This is a genomic window from Rhodanobacter denitrificans, from assembly GCF_000230695.2.
GTDB classification, from domain to species: domain Bacteria; phylum Pseudomonadota; class Gammaproteobacteria; order Xanthomonadales; family Rhodanobacteraceae; genus Rhodanobacter; species Rhodanobacter denitrificans.
Map to the genome: position 1 here is coordinate 1502430 of NC_020541.1, position 15013 is coordinate 1517442.

The following is a 15013-nucleotide window of genomic DNA, read 5'->3' on the forward strand; positions in this document are numbered from 1 at the left end:
ATCCATCCAGAAGCTTGCATCGGAAGGCCGGCGATACGCCGGCCTTTTCGTTTCTGCGGCCGGGGAAGTGCCGTGCGGGCAAAAGTGCGGCCCGGACACACCAGGCTGAGGAGCTACTCACCTGACGCGCCGAGCCGCGATCCGGGGGCCCACTGCCAAGTGATCAACCCGCGGACTGAGGATGATACTCCCGAGTTCGCCGAATGGGCGATCGGCCCGGTGATTCTTGTTGGAAAATTCTCGTTAATCCATTGAAACAAAAGGGAATATTTAAGCTTCCCTGGAATTTTTCGAGAATCTGTTGCATATCGCCAGATCGTTGCCATTCGCGGCATTTCGGCGATTTTCACAGAAAATGCTGGTTTTCTGACGCTATTTGGCGAACTTACGCATCGGTCGAGGAGGCGTCCGCTACGGGGCTGCGCAGGTGGCTGTGCCGGTTGCCGTAGCTGAAATAGATCACCAGCCCGAGCAGGGTCCAGACGATCATCAGCGACCAGTTGTACCAGGCCATGGTGGACAGCAGGGCGAGGCAGCTGAGGATGCCGAGCGTGCAGATCACCGGCGCGAACGGCACCCGGAACGTGCGTGGCAGTTCCGGCCGGGTATGCCGCAGGATCCACACGCCGGCGCAAACCGCCATGAACGCGATCAGCGTGCCCATCGACACCAGGTCGCCCAGCACGTCCAGCGGAAAGATCGCGGCGAGCAGGGCGATGCCGGCGCCGGTGATCAGCGTGTTGAGGTGCGGCGTGCGGTAGCGCGGGTGGATGCGGGTGAACACCTTCGGCAGCATGCCGTCACGGCCCATGATCATGAAGATGCGCGGCTGCGCGATGATCATCACCAGCACCACCGATGACAGCCCCAGCAGCGCGCCGACCTCCACCAGCCAGCGCAGCCATTCCAGTTGCGGGTGCCCGTGCAGGGCGGTCACCACCGGCTCGTCGGTGCCGAGCAGGGTGTATGAAGTCAGTCCGGTCATCACCGCGGCCATCGCGATGTACAGCACGGTGCAGACCGCCAGCGAGGCGAGGATGCCGATCGGCAGGTCGCGCTGCGGGTTGCGCGACTCCTGCGCCGCGACCGAGGTTGCCTCGAAGCCGATGTAGGCGAAGAACACCATCGCCGCGCCGCGCAGCACGCCACCCCAGCCGTATTTGTAATGGCCCTGCGACTCCGGTACGAACGGGTGCCAGTTGGACGGGTCGACGTAGCGCCAGCCGACCACGATCACCAGGGTGATCAGGCCGACCTTGAGCGCCACCATCGCGGCATTCGCCAGGCTCGACTCGCGGATGCCCACGTAGCAGATCCAGGTGAGCAGCAGGATCAGCACCACCGCCGGCAGGTTGAACAGCGCGCCGGTGGCGACCAGCTGGTGGTCGGCGGTAAAGGCCAGCGGCGCATTGGTCAGTGCCGCGGGCAGGCTCAGGTCCATGTTGAAGGTGCTGCCGATATGCTGGAGCAGGCTGAGGAAATAGCCGGTCCAGCTCACCGCCACCGCGGAGGCCGACACGCCGTACTCCAGCACCAGGTTCCAGCCGATGAACCATGCCATCAGCTCGCCCAGCGTGGCGTAGGCGTACGAGTAGGCGCTGCCGGATACCGGGATCAGCGTGGCAAACTCGGCGTAGCACAGCGCGGTGAACGTGCTGCAGATCGCCGCCAGGATGAACGACAGGATCACCGCCGGACCGGCATGGTCGGCCGCGGCCTGTCCGGTGATCACGAAGATGCCGCCACCGATTACCGCACCGATGCCCAGCGCGGTCAGCCCCCAGGGGCCGAGCGTGCGGCGCAGGGTAGGCCCGTGCGTGTCGTCGGGCTCGTTGAAATCGGTCTTGCGGGCGAGCAGTTGCTTGAGCATGAGGCTTCCGGACGTGAGGCCGGCACGACGTGGGTCGTGCCGGCGGCATGGCGATCAGCGTGCGTGGGGCAGGATCAGTCCGCTTCGACGCCGCGAGCCAGGTTGCTGTTGCGGTAGCCGTACAGGAAGTACACCACCAGGCCGATCGCACCCCAGACGAAGAAGGTGATCTTGGCTTCCTTCGACAGGTTGAGGAACAGCAGCAGGCAGCCGAACACCGCCAGCGGGCAGATCAGCCACGGCAGCGGAGTGCGGAACGGGCGCGGGCGCTCGGGCTGGGTACGGCGCAGGATCAGCACGCCCAGCGCCACCATGATGAACGCGAACAGCGTGCCCGAATTGGTGATGTCGGCGAGGATGCCCACCGGGAACAGCGCACCGAACAGCGAGACGAAGCTGCCGGTGATCAGGGTGATGACGTGCGGCGTGTGGAAGCGCGGATGGATCTTGGCCAGCTTGCTGGGCAGCAGACCGTCGCGCGACATGGTGAAGAAGATGCGGGTCTGGCCGTAGGTCATGGTCAGGATCACCGACGGCAGCGCGATGCTGGCGGCGAAGGCGATGAAGGCGGCGATGTTGTTGTGGCCGAGCAGGCGTATCACGTGGGCCAGCGCCTCCTTGCTGCACACCAGTGCGTCCGAGCCCTGGCACGCTGCCGCGAAGGCTGGCGTGCCCGGCTCCAGCGCCACGCCATCCGGGCCCAGCATGGGCTGCGCGCCCACCGAACCCACCGCGGCGTAGCTCACCAGCAGGTAGTAGATGGTGCACACGCCCAGCGAGGCGATCAGCGCGATCGGGATGTTGCGGTTCGGGTTCTTGGTTTCCTCGGCCGCGGTGGAGATGGCGTCGAAGCCGATGTAGGCGAACACGATGGAGGCCGCCGCGCCCAGCACGCCGATGCCGCCCGTCGGGCTACCCCAGCCGTTGGGCACGAACGGCGTGAAGTTCGGATCCTTCACCGCCGGCAACGCGACGATGATGAAGGCGGTGAGAGCGATGATCTTGATCATCACCAGCACGGTGTTGACCTTGGCCGATTTCGAGGTGCCGATCACCAGCAGGAAGGTGACCGCCAGGCCGATCAGGCAGGCCAACAGGTTGAAGCTGCCGCCGTCCATCGGGCCTACCTGCAGGAAGTGCGGCAAGCCGAAGCCGGCGTGCGCAAGCAGGCCGTTGACGTAGCCGGCCCAGCCCACGCACACCGTGCTGGCGGCGATGGTGTACTCCAGCACCAGCGCCCAGCCCACCACCCAGGCGGTGGTCTCGCCGAGCACACCGTAGGTGTAGGTATAGGCCGAGCCGGCCACCGGCACCATCGAGGCGAGTTCGGCGTAGGCCAGCGCAGCGAACGCGCACACCACCGCGGCGATCACGAACGCGATCATCATGCCGGGGCCGGCCTTCTGGCCCGCCTCGGCGGTGAGCACGAAGATGCCGGTGCCGATGATCGCGCCGATGCCGAGCATGGTGAGCTGGAAGGCACCAAGTTGGCGGGTGAGGGCTTTCTTCTCCGCCGTGGCGATGATCTGGTCGATCGGTTTGATGCGCTTGAACAGCATGCAGTGGCTCCCCGGGGCAAAACAGCAGCGTCGCGCTCGAACGGAAACGCGACGAAGAGGGACGCGACGAGCCGACGGACGGCCAACCTTAGCGGAGCGGTGGAAGGGGTACAAGACGCGATGCAGCTAGAATGGCTGCTGTTTTCCCCGTCACCTGCCACAAGTCATGCCATCGCATTTTCCGCAGCTGGGCGCTGCACTGCACGACTATCGCGCACGCCATCCAGGGGACGGCGAGCTGGTTGCCGCCTTCAGCGCTTTCCTCGCGTCGCATGCTGCGGTGTTCGAGCGCGGCCATCTGCTGGGCCACTTCACCGGCTCGGCTTGGCTGGTCAGCGCGGATGGCGAACGCGTGCTGCTGATGCACCACCGCAAACTGGACCGCTGGCTGCAGCCGGGCGGCCACGCCGACGGCGACGTCGAGCTGGCGCGGGTCGCGTTGCGCGAGGCGCAGGAGGAAACCGGCGTGGCCGGCCTGCGTGTCGAAGGCGGCATCTTCGACCTCGACCGGCACCGCATCCCGGCACGAGGCGACGAACCGGAGCACTGGCATTACGACGTGCGCTACGTGCTGCGCGCTGGCGCGGACGAGTGCTTCACGATCAACCAGGAATCCCGCGCGCTGGCGTGGCGACCGGTTGTCGAGGTGGCGAAGGATGAAAGCCTGGACGTTTCACTGCGGCGCATGGCGCGCAAGTGGCTCACCCGTCACCCGTAGGAGGTTGCCCGCGGGCGCCTACGCGTACTTTGCGGGGGCGGGGTTGAGATGGCCGCAGGCAGCGCAGGTGCGCGCTTCGCGCGAACGGTAGTAGCGCTCGAATACCGGCGGGAAATCGTGCTCGATGCTGTCCAGCACGAAGTGTTCCTCGTACAGCTTGTGGTTGCAGCGCTCGCAGAACCACATCAGACCGTCCTTTTCGCCGGCGATGCGGCGGCGCTCGATCACCAGCCCGATGGAGCCGGCGGCGCGGTTGGGCGAATGCGGCACGCGCGGCGGCAGGTAGAAGATCTCGCCGGCGCGCAGCGGTATGTCGCGGGCCACGCCGTCGTCCTGCACTTTCAGGGTGATCTCGCCTTCGAGCTGGTAGAAGAACTCGGGGCCTTCGTCGTAGTGGTAGTCGGTGCGTGCGTTCGGGCCGCCGACGATCATGATGATGAAGTCGCCGTCGACGATGCACTTGTTGCCCACCGGTGGCTGCAGCAGGTGGCGATGCTCATCGATCCAGCGCTGCAGGTTGATGGGCGGAGTCAGGGCCATGGGTTTGTTCGCATGTGACATGTCCGCATCTTAGCGCCACCGCGCGGGTCAGACCTCCAGCGTGGCCAGATCGCCCTTTTCCTCCAGCCAGGACTTGCGGTCGCCGGCGCGTTTCTTCGCCAGCAGCAGGTCCATGATGCGCGCGGTGCCGTCGCCGTCGGCGACGGTGAGCTGCACCAGCCGGCGGGTGTCGGGATGGATGGTGGATTCGCGCAGCTGCGGCGGGTTCATCTCGCCCAGGCCCTTGAAGCGGGTGGTGCTGACCGCGCCCTTCATCTTCTCGCGCTCGATCCGCTGCAGCATCGCTTCCTTCTCGGCCTCGTCCAGGCAGTAGAACACCTGCTTGCCCACGTCGACGCGGAACAGCGGCGGCATCGCCACGAACACGTGGCCTTCGCTGACCAGCGTCGGGAAGTGCCTGAGGAACAGCGCGGACAGCAGGGTGGCGATGTGCAGGCCGTCGGAGTCGGCATCGGCCAGGATGATCACCTTGCCGTAGCGCAGGCCGGAGAGGTCGTCCTTGCCGGGGTCGCAGCCGATCGCCACGGCCAGGTTGTGCACTTCCTCCGAGGCCAGCACGGAGGTGGATTCGACCTCCCACGTGTTGAGGATCTTGCCCCGCAGCGGCAGGATCGCCTGGAACTCCTTGTCGCGCGCCTGCTTGGCGCTGCCGCCGGCGGAGTCGCCCTCGACCAGGAACAGCTCGGTGCGGGTGAGGTCGGTGGCGGTGCAGTCGGCCAGCTTGCCAGGCAGCTGCGGGCCCTGGGTGATCTTCTTGCGCACGATCTGCTTGGCCGCCTTCAGCCGCGCGCTGGCGCGCTCGATCGCCAGCTGCGCGATCCGCTCGCCCATCTCCACGTGCTGGTTCAGCCACAGGCTGAAGGCGTCGTGGATGACGTTCTCGACCATGCCGGCGGCGTGGCGCGAGGACAATCGCTCCTTGGTCTGGCCAGCGAACTGCGGATCCTGCAGCCGGGTCGACAGCACGAACGACAGCCGCTCCCACACGTCTTCCGGTGCCAGCTTGACGCCACGCGGCAGCAGGTTGCGGATGTCGCAGAACTCGCGGATCGCGGTGGTCAGGCCGGTGCGCAGGCCGTTGACGTGGGTGCCGCCCTGCGCAGTGGGGATCAGGTTGACGTAGCTTTCCTGCACCAGTTCGCCTTCCGGCAGCCAGGCCAGCGCCACCTCCATGCCCTCGATGTCGCGCGCCATCTGGTGTACGAACAGCTCGTTCGGCAGCGCTTCGATGCCGTCCAGTTCGCCGCGCAGGTAGTCGCGCAGGCCGTCCTCGTAATGCCACTCGACGACTTCGCCCGAGGCCACGTCGGTGAGCTTCACGTTGAGGCCGGCGCACAACACCGCCTTGGCGCGCAGCAGGTGCTTGAGCTTGCCCAGCGAGATCTTCGGCGAGTCGAAATACTTCGCCTCCGGCCAGAACCGGAGCGTGGTGCCGCTGCGCTTCTTCGGCACTGTACCGATCACTTCCAGCGGGCTGATCTTGTCGCCGTGGGCGAATACCATCCGGTATTCGGAGCCGTCGCGGCGGATCGTCACCTCGACCCGGTCGGACAGCGCGTTGACCACCGACACGCCGACGCCGTGCAAACCGCCGGAGAAGTTGTAGTTCTTGCCGCTGAACTTGCCGCCGGCATGCAGCCGGGTCATGATCAGCTCGACGCCCGACACGCCTTCCTCGGGATGGATGTCCACCGGCATGCCACGGCCGTCGTCGCTCACCTCCACCGAGCCGTCGTCGTGCAGCACCACCTCGATGGTATTCGCGTGGCCGGCCAGCGCCTCGTCCACCGAGTTGTCCACCACCTCCTGCACCAGATGGTTCGGGCGGGTGGTGTCGGTATACATGCCGGGGCGGCGCTTGACCGGATCCAGGCCGGAGAGGACTTCGATGTCGGCGGCGTTGTAGCGACTGCTCATGCGGGTGTTTCGACGGGAAAAGACGACAAAGCATGGGGTGGGCGGGCAGGCAGGGTCAAGCTGGCGGACGAATGCACCATGCCGCCGGTGTTTGCGGGCGAGAAACCGGATTCGATGTTTGAACCGACCTTGGACGATGCCAACGGCCGGCCCGAGTCGCGACGTGGCGCAATTTATTGCGGTCAGGCTGCCGGCTTGTCGCTGCGCGGAGCAGGGGATTAGAGTTGCACGCCAGTTCGCCGTGCCGCTTCGGGCATGGTGTGATCTGGTCATCAGATCGAATCAGGGGGACAGCATGAGTCGAGGAGGCAAGTTGACCGTTGCCATGGCAGTGGTGCTGGGGCTGGGTGGCTGTGCGCAGCAGGCGCAGGTGATACGGCCGAGTTCGGCGCAATTGCAGGCGCTGGAGCCGCTGCCGGTGGTTGACGTCATTGATCAGGACAGTTTGGCTGCGCAGGATACTTTTACGGCCGCCAACATCAACGTGGTGCCGGGGCCTGGCGTGCCGATCCTTGCAGCAGCAGCCGGTGGCGCACTCGGCATGGCGATCGTGAATGCCGCAGTCAAGGCGGAAGCAGAGCGTTTCGCCGAGGCGCACGTACAACCGTTGCGCGCGGCGCTGCAGGGGTTTGATGCGAGGTCGGTGCTGAGCGGCTCGTTGCAGCAGGCGTTGGCCCTGCAACCCGCGCATTTCGGCAACTACACGATGACGTCAACCAAACCGACCTCCGCGGCCCGTCGTTTGCTGGTGCAAACCGCGTATTCGATGACGCCGGATTTTTCAGCACTGCAAGTGATCGCGACTGTTTCGATTCAGGACGTCGGCGCGACCCCGGATAAACCAGTTTATCGGAACGTGCTGGTTTATCAGTCGGAGCGCCAGGTGGCGCCGCAGAAAACCGCGGAAGACAGCAAGCGTATGGTGGCGCAGGAGAACCAGCGTTATTCCGCATTGCACGTCGATGACGACATCGCGAAGGCAAACGCCGAGCCGAATCGGCGCGACTCGGAAGCGGCCCGCTTGCGCACGAAGATCAACCAAGAGCAGGTTGAGCATCGCCAGCGGTTGGCTCAGGCGGCCCTGCCAGGATGGGATGCGGATGCCCGCGCCCAGTATCTGGCAAATGCGTGGGCAGCCAACCAGGGCGACGCGCTGAAGACCGCGATGCGGGCCAGCGGTGCCGAGATTGCACATATGCTGCAGCTTGATCTGGCCGGCCAGGTCGCGACTGATCGGATCGAACAGCCGCGCAAGGTGTTCAGCAGTGACACGAGGGAGATCGACTATGTCAACGGTGGCCGCATGGTATCGATGGCGGCGGGCGACGGTGATGCCTCGCTGAGAAAACCTTCGCCGATGGTGAGGGTGCCGGTCAATGCCGCAGGTCGCCGTTGAACGATGCTGTAGGCTGCCTCTTCTTGCGGGAAGATCCTGGTCGCGGAGCTGGTTGAAGAAAGCCACATCGGTGATTTTTTCTTCGATCGCAAGCACGCTGCACGTCCGGACTCGCTCACGCGCGTCCGGCACCGGCCTGCCTGATCCGTGTCTGGCCTTTCAGGGGTGTTCTGGTCAAGTCTTTGCTCGTCATTCCCCTTGCAGGGCGCGGGTTTCGACGAGGCCGTGAAGTAGCTGGAGTCCAAGGATCCCCAGCCGGTGGCGCGAGACCGGCGTGCTCATGTTCGTGCCCGGCTATTACGACTGGGTGGTGGCCGCGATAGTCGCGGCCTCACCGGTACCCTTGCGCCTGCAACGAGAACAGATGTGCGTAATGCCCGTTCTCGGCCATCAGCTGTTCGTGGTTGCCGTGTTCCACGATGCGGCCGTCCTGGATCACGATGATCTGGTCGGCCATGCGCACGGTGGAGAAGCGGTGCGATATGAGGATGGCGATGCGATTGCCGGCCAGTTCGCGGAAATGCTCGAAGATGGTGGCCTCGGCTTGCGCATCCATCGCAGCGGTGGGTTCGTCCAGTACCAGGATGTCGGCGCGCGAGCGCATGAAGGCACGCGCCAGCGCGATCTTCTGCCACTGCCCACCGGACAGTTCGCGACCGTCGTTGAACCATTTGCCGAGCGGGGTCTGGAAGCCGGCCGGCAGGCCGTCGATGAAGTCGCTGGCCATGCCCTTGTCGCTGGCTTCGCGCCAGCGCGCTTCGTCCTCGAAATGGGTGACGTCGCCGGCGCCAACGTTCTCGCCCACGCGCATCTGGTAGCGTGCGAAGTCCTGGAAGATCACGCCAATGCGCTGCAGCAGCACGGCTTCGTCCCACTCGCGCAGATCGGTGCCGTCGAGCAGGATGCGGCCGCGGTCCGGCGTGTACAGCCGGGTCAGCAGCTTGATCAGGGTGGTCTTGCCCGAGCCGTTCTGGCCGACCAGGGCCAGCGATTCGCCGGGGCGGATGTGCAGGTTGATGTCCTGCAGCGCCGGTTCGCTCGCACCGGGATAGGTGAAGCTGACCTGTTCGAAACGGATGCCGTCGTCCGCTTTCGTGCCGCGTTGTGCAGTGCCGAGCGATGGCGGCACCGGCGTTTCCAGGTACTCGTACAGGGTCGACAGGTACAGGTTGTCCTCGTACATGCCGCCGATCGCCGACAGCATCGCCGAGACCGCCGCCTGGCCCTGGCGGAACAGCATCAGGTACATCGTCATCTGGCCCAGCGTGATGCGCGCGACCACGGTGCTGGCAGCGATCCACGCGTACGCGCCATACAGCGTGAGCGTGCCGAGCAGACCCAGCCCGAAGCCCCAGCTCTCGCGGCGCACGGTGAGGTCGCGGTCGTCGCGGTAGAGCTTGTCGAAGATGCCGCGGTAGCGGCCCAGCAGCAGCGGGCCGAGGCCGAACAGTTTCACTTCCTTGGCGTGGTCTTCGCGCGCCAGCACGGTTTCCAGGTACAGCTGCATGCGCGTTTCGGGCGAGCGCCAGCGGAACAGCCGGAACGCGTCGCCGGAGAACTTCGTCTCGGCAAAGAACGACGGCAGCCCGGCCAGCAGCAGCACGGCCACCGCCCACGGCGAGAACTGGAACAGCAGGCTGCCGTAGCTGAGCAGTGAGATCGCGTTCTGGGCCAGGCCGAACGTGCGGGTCACCAGCGACAGCGGCCGGCTCGACGCCTCGCGGCGGGCGCGGGTCAGCTTGTCGTAGAACTCCGAGTCCTCGAAGTGCGCCAGTTCCAGCGTAAGCGCCTTCTCCAGGATCATCACGTTGACGCGCTGGCCCAGTTGCGCGCGCAGCAGCGACTGGCACAGCGACAGCCCGCGCTGCGCGCCGGCCAGTGCCGCCACCAGCACGCCTTCCAGTGCCACCCATTCGAATACCGATCGTAGCGGTGCCGAGCCGCTGGCGGCCCATGCCTTGCTGGCGCTTACCACGGCATCGACGATGTGCGCGCCGACATACGCCACGCCGGCCGGCAGCAGGCCGGCGATCAGCGTCAGCAGGGCCAGCGCGACCGTCAGCGCGTGGCTGGTACTCCACACCAGCTCGATCGCGCGCCCGCTGTAGCGGAACACGCCCAGAAAACTGCGTGTGAGTTCGGTCGATTCGGCGGGTGGCGGAGAGGCGTGGGACGGCACGTGGAGAGATCGTCAGGCCAACGGCGCAGCATGCGCGGAAGTCCCGAGATGGGGGTCGCGCCGCTCCATGCAAGGCAGAACGCGCAGGAGCGCACCCTGTCCGCGGGGGACCTCCTCCGGTCGTGCGCGATGCTCTCCGTGACGTGACGAAAAGGCCTCGCGCGCAGGGCACGCTCCTACGGAGAGGCCTGGTAAAGCTCGGGGAACAGCTGTCTGAGATGCGCCACCTTCGGCGCGTCGTTGTAGACGATGTAGGGGTTGTACGGGTGCCGTTGGAAGTAGTGCTGGTGGTACGCCTCGGCCGGATAGAACGCCTGCAGCGGCACCAGCTGGGTCACGATTGGTGCGGGGAAGGCTTTCGCCGCGGTCAGCTGCGCGATATAGGCGCCGGCGATGCGTTGCTGTACGTCGTTGCCGTAGAAGATCACCGAGCGGTACTGGCTGCCGACGTCCGGGCCCTGCCGGTTCCGTTCGGTGGGGTCGAGCGCGACCGAGAAGAACACCTGCAGCAGCGTGCCGTAGCTGACCTCGGCTGGGTCGAAATGCACCTGCACCGATTCGGCGTGGCCGGTATCGCCCTCGCTGACCTCGTCGTAATGCGCCGTGTCGGCGTCGCCACCGGAGTAGCCGGCTACCACCCGGTGCACGCCCTTGACGTGCTCGAACACCGCCTCGACGCCCCAGAAGCAGCCGCCGGCCAGCACCGCGACCTGCTCACCGTGAACGGCGGTTTTCGGCGCGTCGACGGTCGGCGCCGGGAGCGTGCCGCTGGCGGCGGACACAGGTTGGCACGCGCTTGCGCCCAACATCAGCAGGGCGGCCAGCGATATCGCCTGGAGTGTGCTGCGACGGATCATGCGGCGCCTCGCCAGAAGGGCCGTCAGGTGGCCCGATACCTGTTCTTCGCCGGCCATATGCCATCGGTTACCTGTGCGGCGCCGGCCGGCCCGGTACCATCATTGTCTGTCGCCTTCGTGGAGTTGAGGGATGCAAGGTTCCATTGATCTGGATGCCTATTTGTGGCGTGTCGACTGGCACGGCCGCGTGGCCGCCGACCTGGCCAGCTTGCGCGGCTTGGCCGTGGCGCACGTGGCCACGATTCCGTTCGAGAACCTCACCCCGCTGCTTGGCCTGCCGGTCGAGCTGGAGACGCCGGCGCTGGAGCGCAAGCTGGTGCACGAGGGCCGCGGCGGCTACTGCTTCGAGCAGAACCTGTTGTTCGCCGCGGTGCTGCGCACGATCGGTTTCGAGGTGTCGGGGCTGATCGCGCGGGTGCTGTGGCAGCACCCGGAGGATGCGGTCACCGCGCAGACCCACATGTTGCTGCGCGTCGAGCTGGGTGGTGAAAGCTGGCTGGCAGACGTCGGTTTCGGCAACCAGGTGCTGACTGGCGCGCTGCGGCTGCAGGCCGACGTGGAACAGCCGACCGGGCACGAGCCGTTCCGGTTGGTCGAACGCGACGGCGGATGGCGCATGCAGTCATGCGTGCGCGGGCAGTGGTTCACGCTCTACCGCTTCGATCTGCGCCGTTGCGAGATGGTCGACTACGTGGTGGCCAACCACTACGTCTCCACGCATGCGGCCTCGCGCTTCCCGCACAACCTCATCGCAGCGCGCACCACCGCCGACCGGCGCCTGAGCCTGCTCAACCGCGAGTTCACCGTGCGTCGGCTGGGCCAGGAGCCCGAGCGGCACCGACTGGACGGCGTCGCCGAGATTCGCCACGTGCTGGAACACGAATTCCTGCTGCGCCTGCCCGCGCATGCCGACCTCGACCGGCGGCTGGACAGCCTGCCGGGCTAGGCCCTGGGGTCGGCCAGCACGTGGATTTCCACGTCGTCGAGGCCGACCACCTGGCCCGCGTGGATTTTGCAGGTCTTGCGCAGTTCCATGGCGCCGTCGACGCGCACTGCGCCACTGGCCACGATCGCCTTGCCGGCGCCGCCGCTGTCGCACAGGCCGACCAGCTTCAACAGCATGTTGAGCTCGACGTAGTCGCCTTCCAGTTCAAAGTCGATGGTTTGCATGGTTTTCCAGGGTGAGGGGAGCGGCCCGCTTTCAGGCGGGCGGAGGATGGTCGTCGAACGCGCTGTCGGGCAGCGCCAGGAACGCGAACCACGGCATGTCGTGATCGCTGCCGAAGGTGGCTGCATCATCGAGGATGCCGAGCAGGATGTCGTAATCGGCTGCGGCGGACTGGCGCAGTTCGTCAGTGTGCTCGAACAGCAGCACGTAGCCCCAGGCCGGCATCCAGCCGAGATCGCGCAGGCAGTCGGCGAGGGCGTCCCAGTTGTGGCCGAACGTGGCCGGCAGCTGCAGCGACACGGCGAGCCGGCGCAGCAGTTCGCCCTTGTCGCGGCAGCCGGCGAGGTCGGTGCGGCAGACGCACAGCTCGTCGCGGGCGGCGGCGCGCGCGAGCCGGTCGAGATCGTTGACGCTGACGAAGTACACCCCGCTCTGGGTGGGCTTGGTCAGGTCCAGCTCGAAACCGTGCGGACTCATCGGTCCACCTTGAAACGGCGGAAGCTGCGGTAGTGGTCGTCGGTGTAGTACCAGACCGACGGCGGCGTGCCGCCGGTGATGATGCGCCGCGCGCCGCGGTTGCGCGCGCCGGGCGTCTCCACCGTGTACTCATGGTAATAGCCGCGCGGCTGCTGCGGCAGCAGGCCCTCGTAGTTGCCGAACACGCCACCGTCCTGGCTGTGTTCGAACGGGCCGCCGCGGGCGATCCGATCCAGCGTGGCGTGCGCCTCCGCCGGCAGGAAGGCGGGTACGTCGGTGCCGGCGGGGCGCTCCGGCGCGCGGGGCGATGCGCTGCTGTCCGCGCTCGCCGCCGGGTTGGTGCTGGCCGGCGGCGTGCCGGCATGGCGATTCCACAGCGTCACCGCGAGGACGATGAATGCCAGCAGGATCAGTGGTTTGAGTTGGCGCATGCGGACGGGTTGGCGGTGGATGCGCGGCGAGCTTAGCAGGGCGGGGCGGCAGGCCAGGTGAGAGGCGCTGCCTGCGGGGTTCCGTGATCGCAGGAAATTACGCACACTTCGGCGGACCCGTGGATACGGCGCCGCGCGCCGCCCACCCGATCCTTTGGAGTATGGATGAGCACCACCCCCGACCACGCCGGCGGGCGCCTGCCGCGGCAGATTGCCTACATCATCGGCAACGAAGGCTGCGAGCGTTTCTCGTTCTACGGGATGCGCAACATCCTCACCCCGTTCCTGATCACCACCTTGCTGCTGTACCTGCCGGAGGGGCAGCGCACGCTGGCGGCGAAGGACGTGTTCCACACCTTCGTGATCGGCGTGTACTTCTTCCCGTTGCTGGGCGGCTGGCTGGCCGACCGCTACTTCGGCAAGTACAACACCGTGCTGTGGATGAGCCTGGTGTACTGCCTCGGCCACGCCTGCCTGGCGATCTTCGAGCACAACCGCCTCGGTTTCTTCGCCGGCCTCGGGCTGATCGCGCTGGGCGCGGGCGGCATCAAGCCGCTGGTGGCGTCGTTCATGGGCGACCAGTTCGACCAGTCGAACAAGCACCTGGCCAAGGTGGTGTTCGACGCGTTCTACTGGATCATCAACTTCGGCTCGTTCTTCGCTTCGCTGCTGATGCCGCTGTTCCTGCACCACTTCGGCGCGGCGGTGGCGTTCGGCATTCCCGGCGGCCTGATGTTCATCGCCACCGTGGTGTTCTGGCTGGGCCGCCGGCAGTACGTGATGCTGCCGCCGACACCGCCGGACCCCAACGCGTTCTCGCGGGTGCTGCGCACCGCGTTGCTGACCCATCGACCCGGCCAGGCGCGGCCCGGTTTGTGGATCGCCGCCGCCGGCGTGCTGGTGGCGCTGGCCGGCTTCAGCCTGATCGGCTCGCTCGGCTTCGTGATCGTCGCCTGCCTCGCGCTGGTGGCGCTGATCGGCGGCGTCGGCGGCGGTGCGTGGCTGCAGATGGAGCGTGCCCGCGGCCTGCATCCGGACGTGGCGGTGGACGGCGCGCGCAACGTGCTGCGCGTGCTGGTGATCTTCGCGCTGACCACGCCGTTCTTCTCGCTGTTCGACCAGAAGGCTTCGACCTGGGTGGTGCAGGGCCACGAGATGACCATGCCGTCGTGGTTCCATGCCGCGCAGATGCAGGCGCTGAACCCGATGCTGGTGATGCTGCTGATCCCGTTCAACAACCTGGTGCTGTATCCGCTGCTGCGCCGCCTCGGCTACGAGCCCACCGCGCTGCGCCGGATGACCGCCGGCATCGCGTTCAGCGGCGTGGCGTGGATCGTGGTGGGCGGGCTGCAGGTGGTGATCGACGGCGGCGATCCGCTGTCGATCGCGTGGCAGGTGCTGCCGTACGCGCTGCTGACCTTCGGCGAGGTACTGGTCTCGGCGACCGGGCTGGAGTTCGCCTACAGCCAGGCGCCGGCGTCGATGAAAGGCGTGGTGATGAGCTTCTGGAACCTCACCACGACCATCGGCAACCTGTGGGTGCTGCTGGCCAACGCGGCGGTGCGCAACGAAACCGTCACGGGTTCCATTGCCGGCACGGGGCTCAGCGTCACCGCGTTCCAGATGTTCTTCTTCGCCGCCTTCGCGCTGCTCGCCGCGCTGGCGTTCGGGTTGTATGCGCGGCGGTATCGCGAGGTGGACAACTACCGCTCCGCCTGATCAGGCCGGAGCGTCATGGCCGCTCCCGAGACCTACGTGATCCGGCGCAAGAACGGCAAGGTGATCCGCGAAGGCACCGACCTTCGATACAACACAATGCCGGTGCGCCGTCAGACTGCGCAAGGTCTATCTACATCCATCCGAAGTTTATGACCGCGCGA

Annotated in this window: 14 protein-coding genes; 5 read left to right on the forward strand and 9 right to left on the reverse strand. The window is 66.4% G+C overall.

The window, feature by feature from the left end; genetic code table 11:
- Positions 1 to 385 precede the first annotated feature (385 nt).
- Both R2APBS1_RS06765 and R2APBS1_RS06770 read right to left on the reverse strand, forming a co-directional pair.
- Positions 386 to 1870 carry an amino acid permease gene (locus R2APBS1_RS06765; protein WP_015447351.1) on the reverse strand — a complete coding sequence of 495 codons (1485 nt, stop codon included), beginning with the start codon at positions 1868 to 1870 and terminating at the stop codon, positions 386 to 388.
- Positions 1871 to 1944: 74 nt separating this feature from the next.
- Positions 1945 to 3429 carry an amino acid permease gene (locus R2APBS1_RS06770; RefSeq protein ID WP_007513030.1) on the reverse strand — a complete coding sequence of 495 codons (1485 nt, stop codon included), beginning with the start codon at positions 3427 to 3429 and terminating at the stop codon, positions 1945 to 1947.
- A gap of 166 nt (positions 3430 to 3595) precedes the next feature.
- Here R2APBS1_RS06770 and R2APBS1_RS06775 point away from each other — a divergent pair, with 166 nt between their 5' ends.
- Positions 3596 to 4147: an NUDIX hydrolase gene (locus R2APBS1_RS06775; protein ID WP_015447352.1), complete on the forward strand. Its 552-nt coding sequence runs from the start codon at positions 3596 to 3598 to the stop codon at positions 4145 to 4147.
- Positions 4148 to 4165: 18 nt separating this feature from the next.
- On the opposite strand, the gene R2APBS1_RS06780 is transcribed toward R2APBS1_RS06775, so the two are convergent.
- On the reverse strand, positions 4166 to 4687 hold the full coding sequence (locus R2APBS1_RS06780; protein WP_015447353.1) for a 3-hydroxyanthranilate 3,4-dioxygenase: 522 nt from the start codon (positions 4685 to 4687) through the stop codon (positions 4166 to 4168).
- Between the two features lie 48 nt (positions 4688 to 4735).
- A complete protein-coding gene (parE, locus tag R2APBS1_RS06785) occupies positions 4736 to 6625 on the reverse strand; it encodes a DNA topoisomerase IV subunit B (protein ID WP_015447354.1) in 1890 nt (629 codons plus the stop codon).
- A gap of 313 nt (positions 6626 to 6938) precedes the next feature.
- Between parE and R2APBS1_RS06790 the strand changes: the two genes are divergently transcribed.
- Positions 6939 to 8021, forward strand: a complete 1083-nt coding sequence (locus R2APBS1_RS06790) for a hypothetical protein (RefSeq protein ID WP_235644692.1) — start codon at positions 6939 to 6941, stop codon at positions 8019 to 8021.
- Positions 8022 to 8352: 331 nt separating this feature from the next.
- On the opposite strand, the gene R2APBS1_RS06795 is transcribed toward R2APBS1_RS06790, so the two are convergent.
- Complete coding sequence (locus tag R2APBS1_RS06795) at positions 8353 to 10200, reverse strand: ABC transporter ATP-binding protein (protein WP_015447356.1); 1848 nt, start codon at positions 10198 to 10200, stop codon at positions 8353 to 8355.
- Between the two features lie 176 nt (positions 10201 to 10376).
- The gene (gene msrA, locus R2APBS1_RS06800; protein ID WP_015447357.1) at positions 10377 to 11057 is read right to left on the reverse strand and encodes a peptide-methionine (S)-S-oxide reductase MsrA; all 681 of its coding nucleotides are present in this window, start codon (positions 11055 to 11057) and stop codon (positions 10377 to 10379) included.
- Positions 11058 to 11187: 130 nt separating this feature from the next.
- Between msrA and R2APBS1_RS06805 the strand changes: the two genes are divergently transcribed.
- The gene (locus R2APBS1_RS06805) at positions 11188 to 12003 is read left to right on the forward strand and encodes an arylamine N-acetyltransferase family protein (protein WP_015447358.1); all 816 of its coding nucleotides are present in this window, start codon (positions 11188 to 11190) and stop codon (positions 12001 to 12003) included.
- Here R2APBS1_RS06805 and R2APBS1_RS06810 read toward each other — a convergent pair.
- The 3 genes from R2APBS1_RS06810 to R2APBS1_RS06820 are packed head-to-tail and all read right to left on the reverse strand — an operon-like array spanning position 12000 to position 13133.
- Entirely contained in the window at positions 12000 to 12227 is a 228-nt protein-coding gene (locus R2APBS1_RS06810; protein WP_015447359.1) for an RNA-binding S4 domain-containing protein, read from the reverse strand. The two genes, R2APBS1_RS06805 and R2APBS1_RS06810, sit on opposite strands and share 4 nt — an antisense overlap.
- A gap of 31 nt (positions 12228 to 12258) precedes the next feature.
- Positions 12259 to 12702, reverse strand: a complete 444-nt coding sequence (locus R2APBS1_RS06815) for a barstar family protein (RefSeq protein ID WP_015447360.1) — start codon at positions 12700 to 12702, stop codon at positions 12259 to 12261.
- Positions 12699 to 13133, reverse strand: coding sequence for a guanyl-specific ribonuclease (locus tag R2APBS1_RS06820; RefSeq protein ID WP_015447361.1), 435 nt, complete (start codon positions 13131 to 13133; stop codon positions 12699 to 12701). Before R2APBS1_RS06820 ends, R2APBS1_RS06815 begins: the two co-directional genes overlap by 4 nt.
- A 165-nt stretch (positions 13134 to 13298) precedes the next feature.
- Here R2APBS1_RS06820 and R2APBS1_RS06825 point away from each other — a divergent pair, with 165 nt between their 5' ends.
- On the forward strand, positions 13299 to 14852 hold the full coding sequence (locus tag R2APBS1_RS06825) for a POT-type proton-dependent oligopeptide transporter (RefSeq protein WP_015447362.1): 1554 nt from the start codon (positions 13299 to 13301) through the stop codon (positions 14850 to 14852).
- A gap of 15 nt (positions 14853 to 14867) precedes the next feature.
- Positions 14868 to 15005 (forward strand): hypothetical protein, encoded by a 138-nt coding sequence (locus R2APBS1_RS20025; protein WP_015447363.1) that lies wholly within the window; start codon positions 14868 to 14870, stop codon positions 15003 to 15005.
- Positions 15006 to 15013: the final 8 nt, after the last annotated feature.

Excerpts from the sequence above, each read along its gene's own strand:
- msrA (WP_015447357.1), bottom strand. The coding sequence starts at position 11,057 with ATGATCCGTCGCAGCACACTCCAGGCGATATCGCTGGCCGCCCTGCTG.
- R2APBS1_RS06825 (WP_015447362.1), top strand. The coding sequence starts at position 13,299 with ATGAGCACCACCCCCGACCACGCCGGCGGGCGCCTGCCGCGGCAGATT.
- R2APBS1_RS06780 (WP_015447353.1), bottom strand. The coding sequence starts at position 4,687 with ATGGCCCTGACTCCGCCCATCAACCTGCAGCGCTGGATCGATGAGCAT.
- R2APBS1_RS06815 (WP_015447360.1), bottom strand. The coding sequence starts at position 12,702 with ATGAGTCCGCACGGTTTCGAGCTGGACCTGACCAAGCCCACCCAGAGC.
- R2APBS1_RS06775 (WP_015447352.1), top strand. The coding sequence starts at position 3,596 with ATGCCATCGCATTTTCCGCAGCTGGGCGCTGCACTGCACGACTATCGC.
- R2APBS1_RS06810 (WP_015447359.1), bottom strand. The coding sequence starts at position 12,227 with ATGCAAACCATCGACTTTGAACTGGAAGGCGACTACGTCGAGCTCAAC.
- R2APBS1_RS06765 (WP_015447351.1), bottom strand. The coding sequence starts at position 1,870 with ATGCTCAAGCAACTGCTCGCCCGCAAGACCGATTTCAACGAGCCCGAC.
- R2APBS1_RS06805 (WP_015447358.1), top strand. The coding sequence starts at position 11,188 with ATGCAAGGTTCCATTGATCTGGATGCCTATTTGTGGCGTGTCGACTGG.
- parE (WP_015447354.1), bottom strand. The coding sequence starts at position 6,625 with ATGAGCAGTCGCTACAACGCCGCCGACATCGAAGTCCTCTCCGGCCTG.
- R2APBS1_RS20025 (WP_015447363.1), top strand. The coding sequence starts at position 14,868 with ATGGCCGCTCCCGAGACCTACGTGATCCGGCGCAAGAACGGCAAGGTG.
- R2APBS1_RS06770 (WP_007513030.1), bottom strand. The coding sequence starts at position 3,429 with ATGCTGTTCAAGCGCATCAAACCGATCGACCAGATCATCGCCACGGCG.
- R2APBS1_RS06820 (WP_015447361.1), bottom strand. The coding sequence starts at position 13,133 with ATGCGCCAACTCAAACCACTGATCCTGCTGGCATTCATCGTCCTCGCG.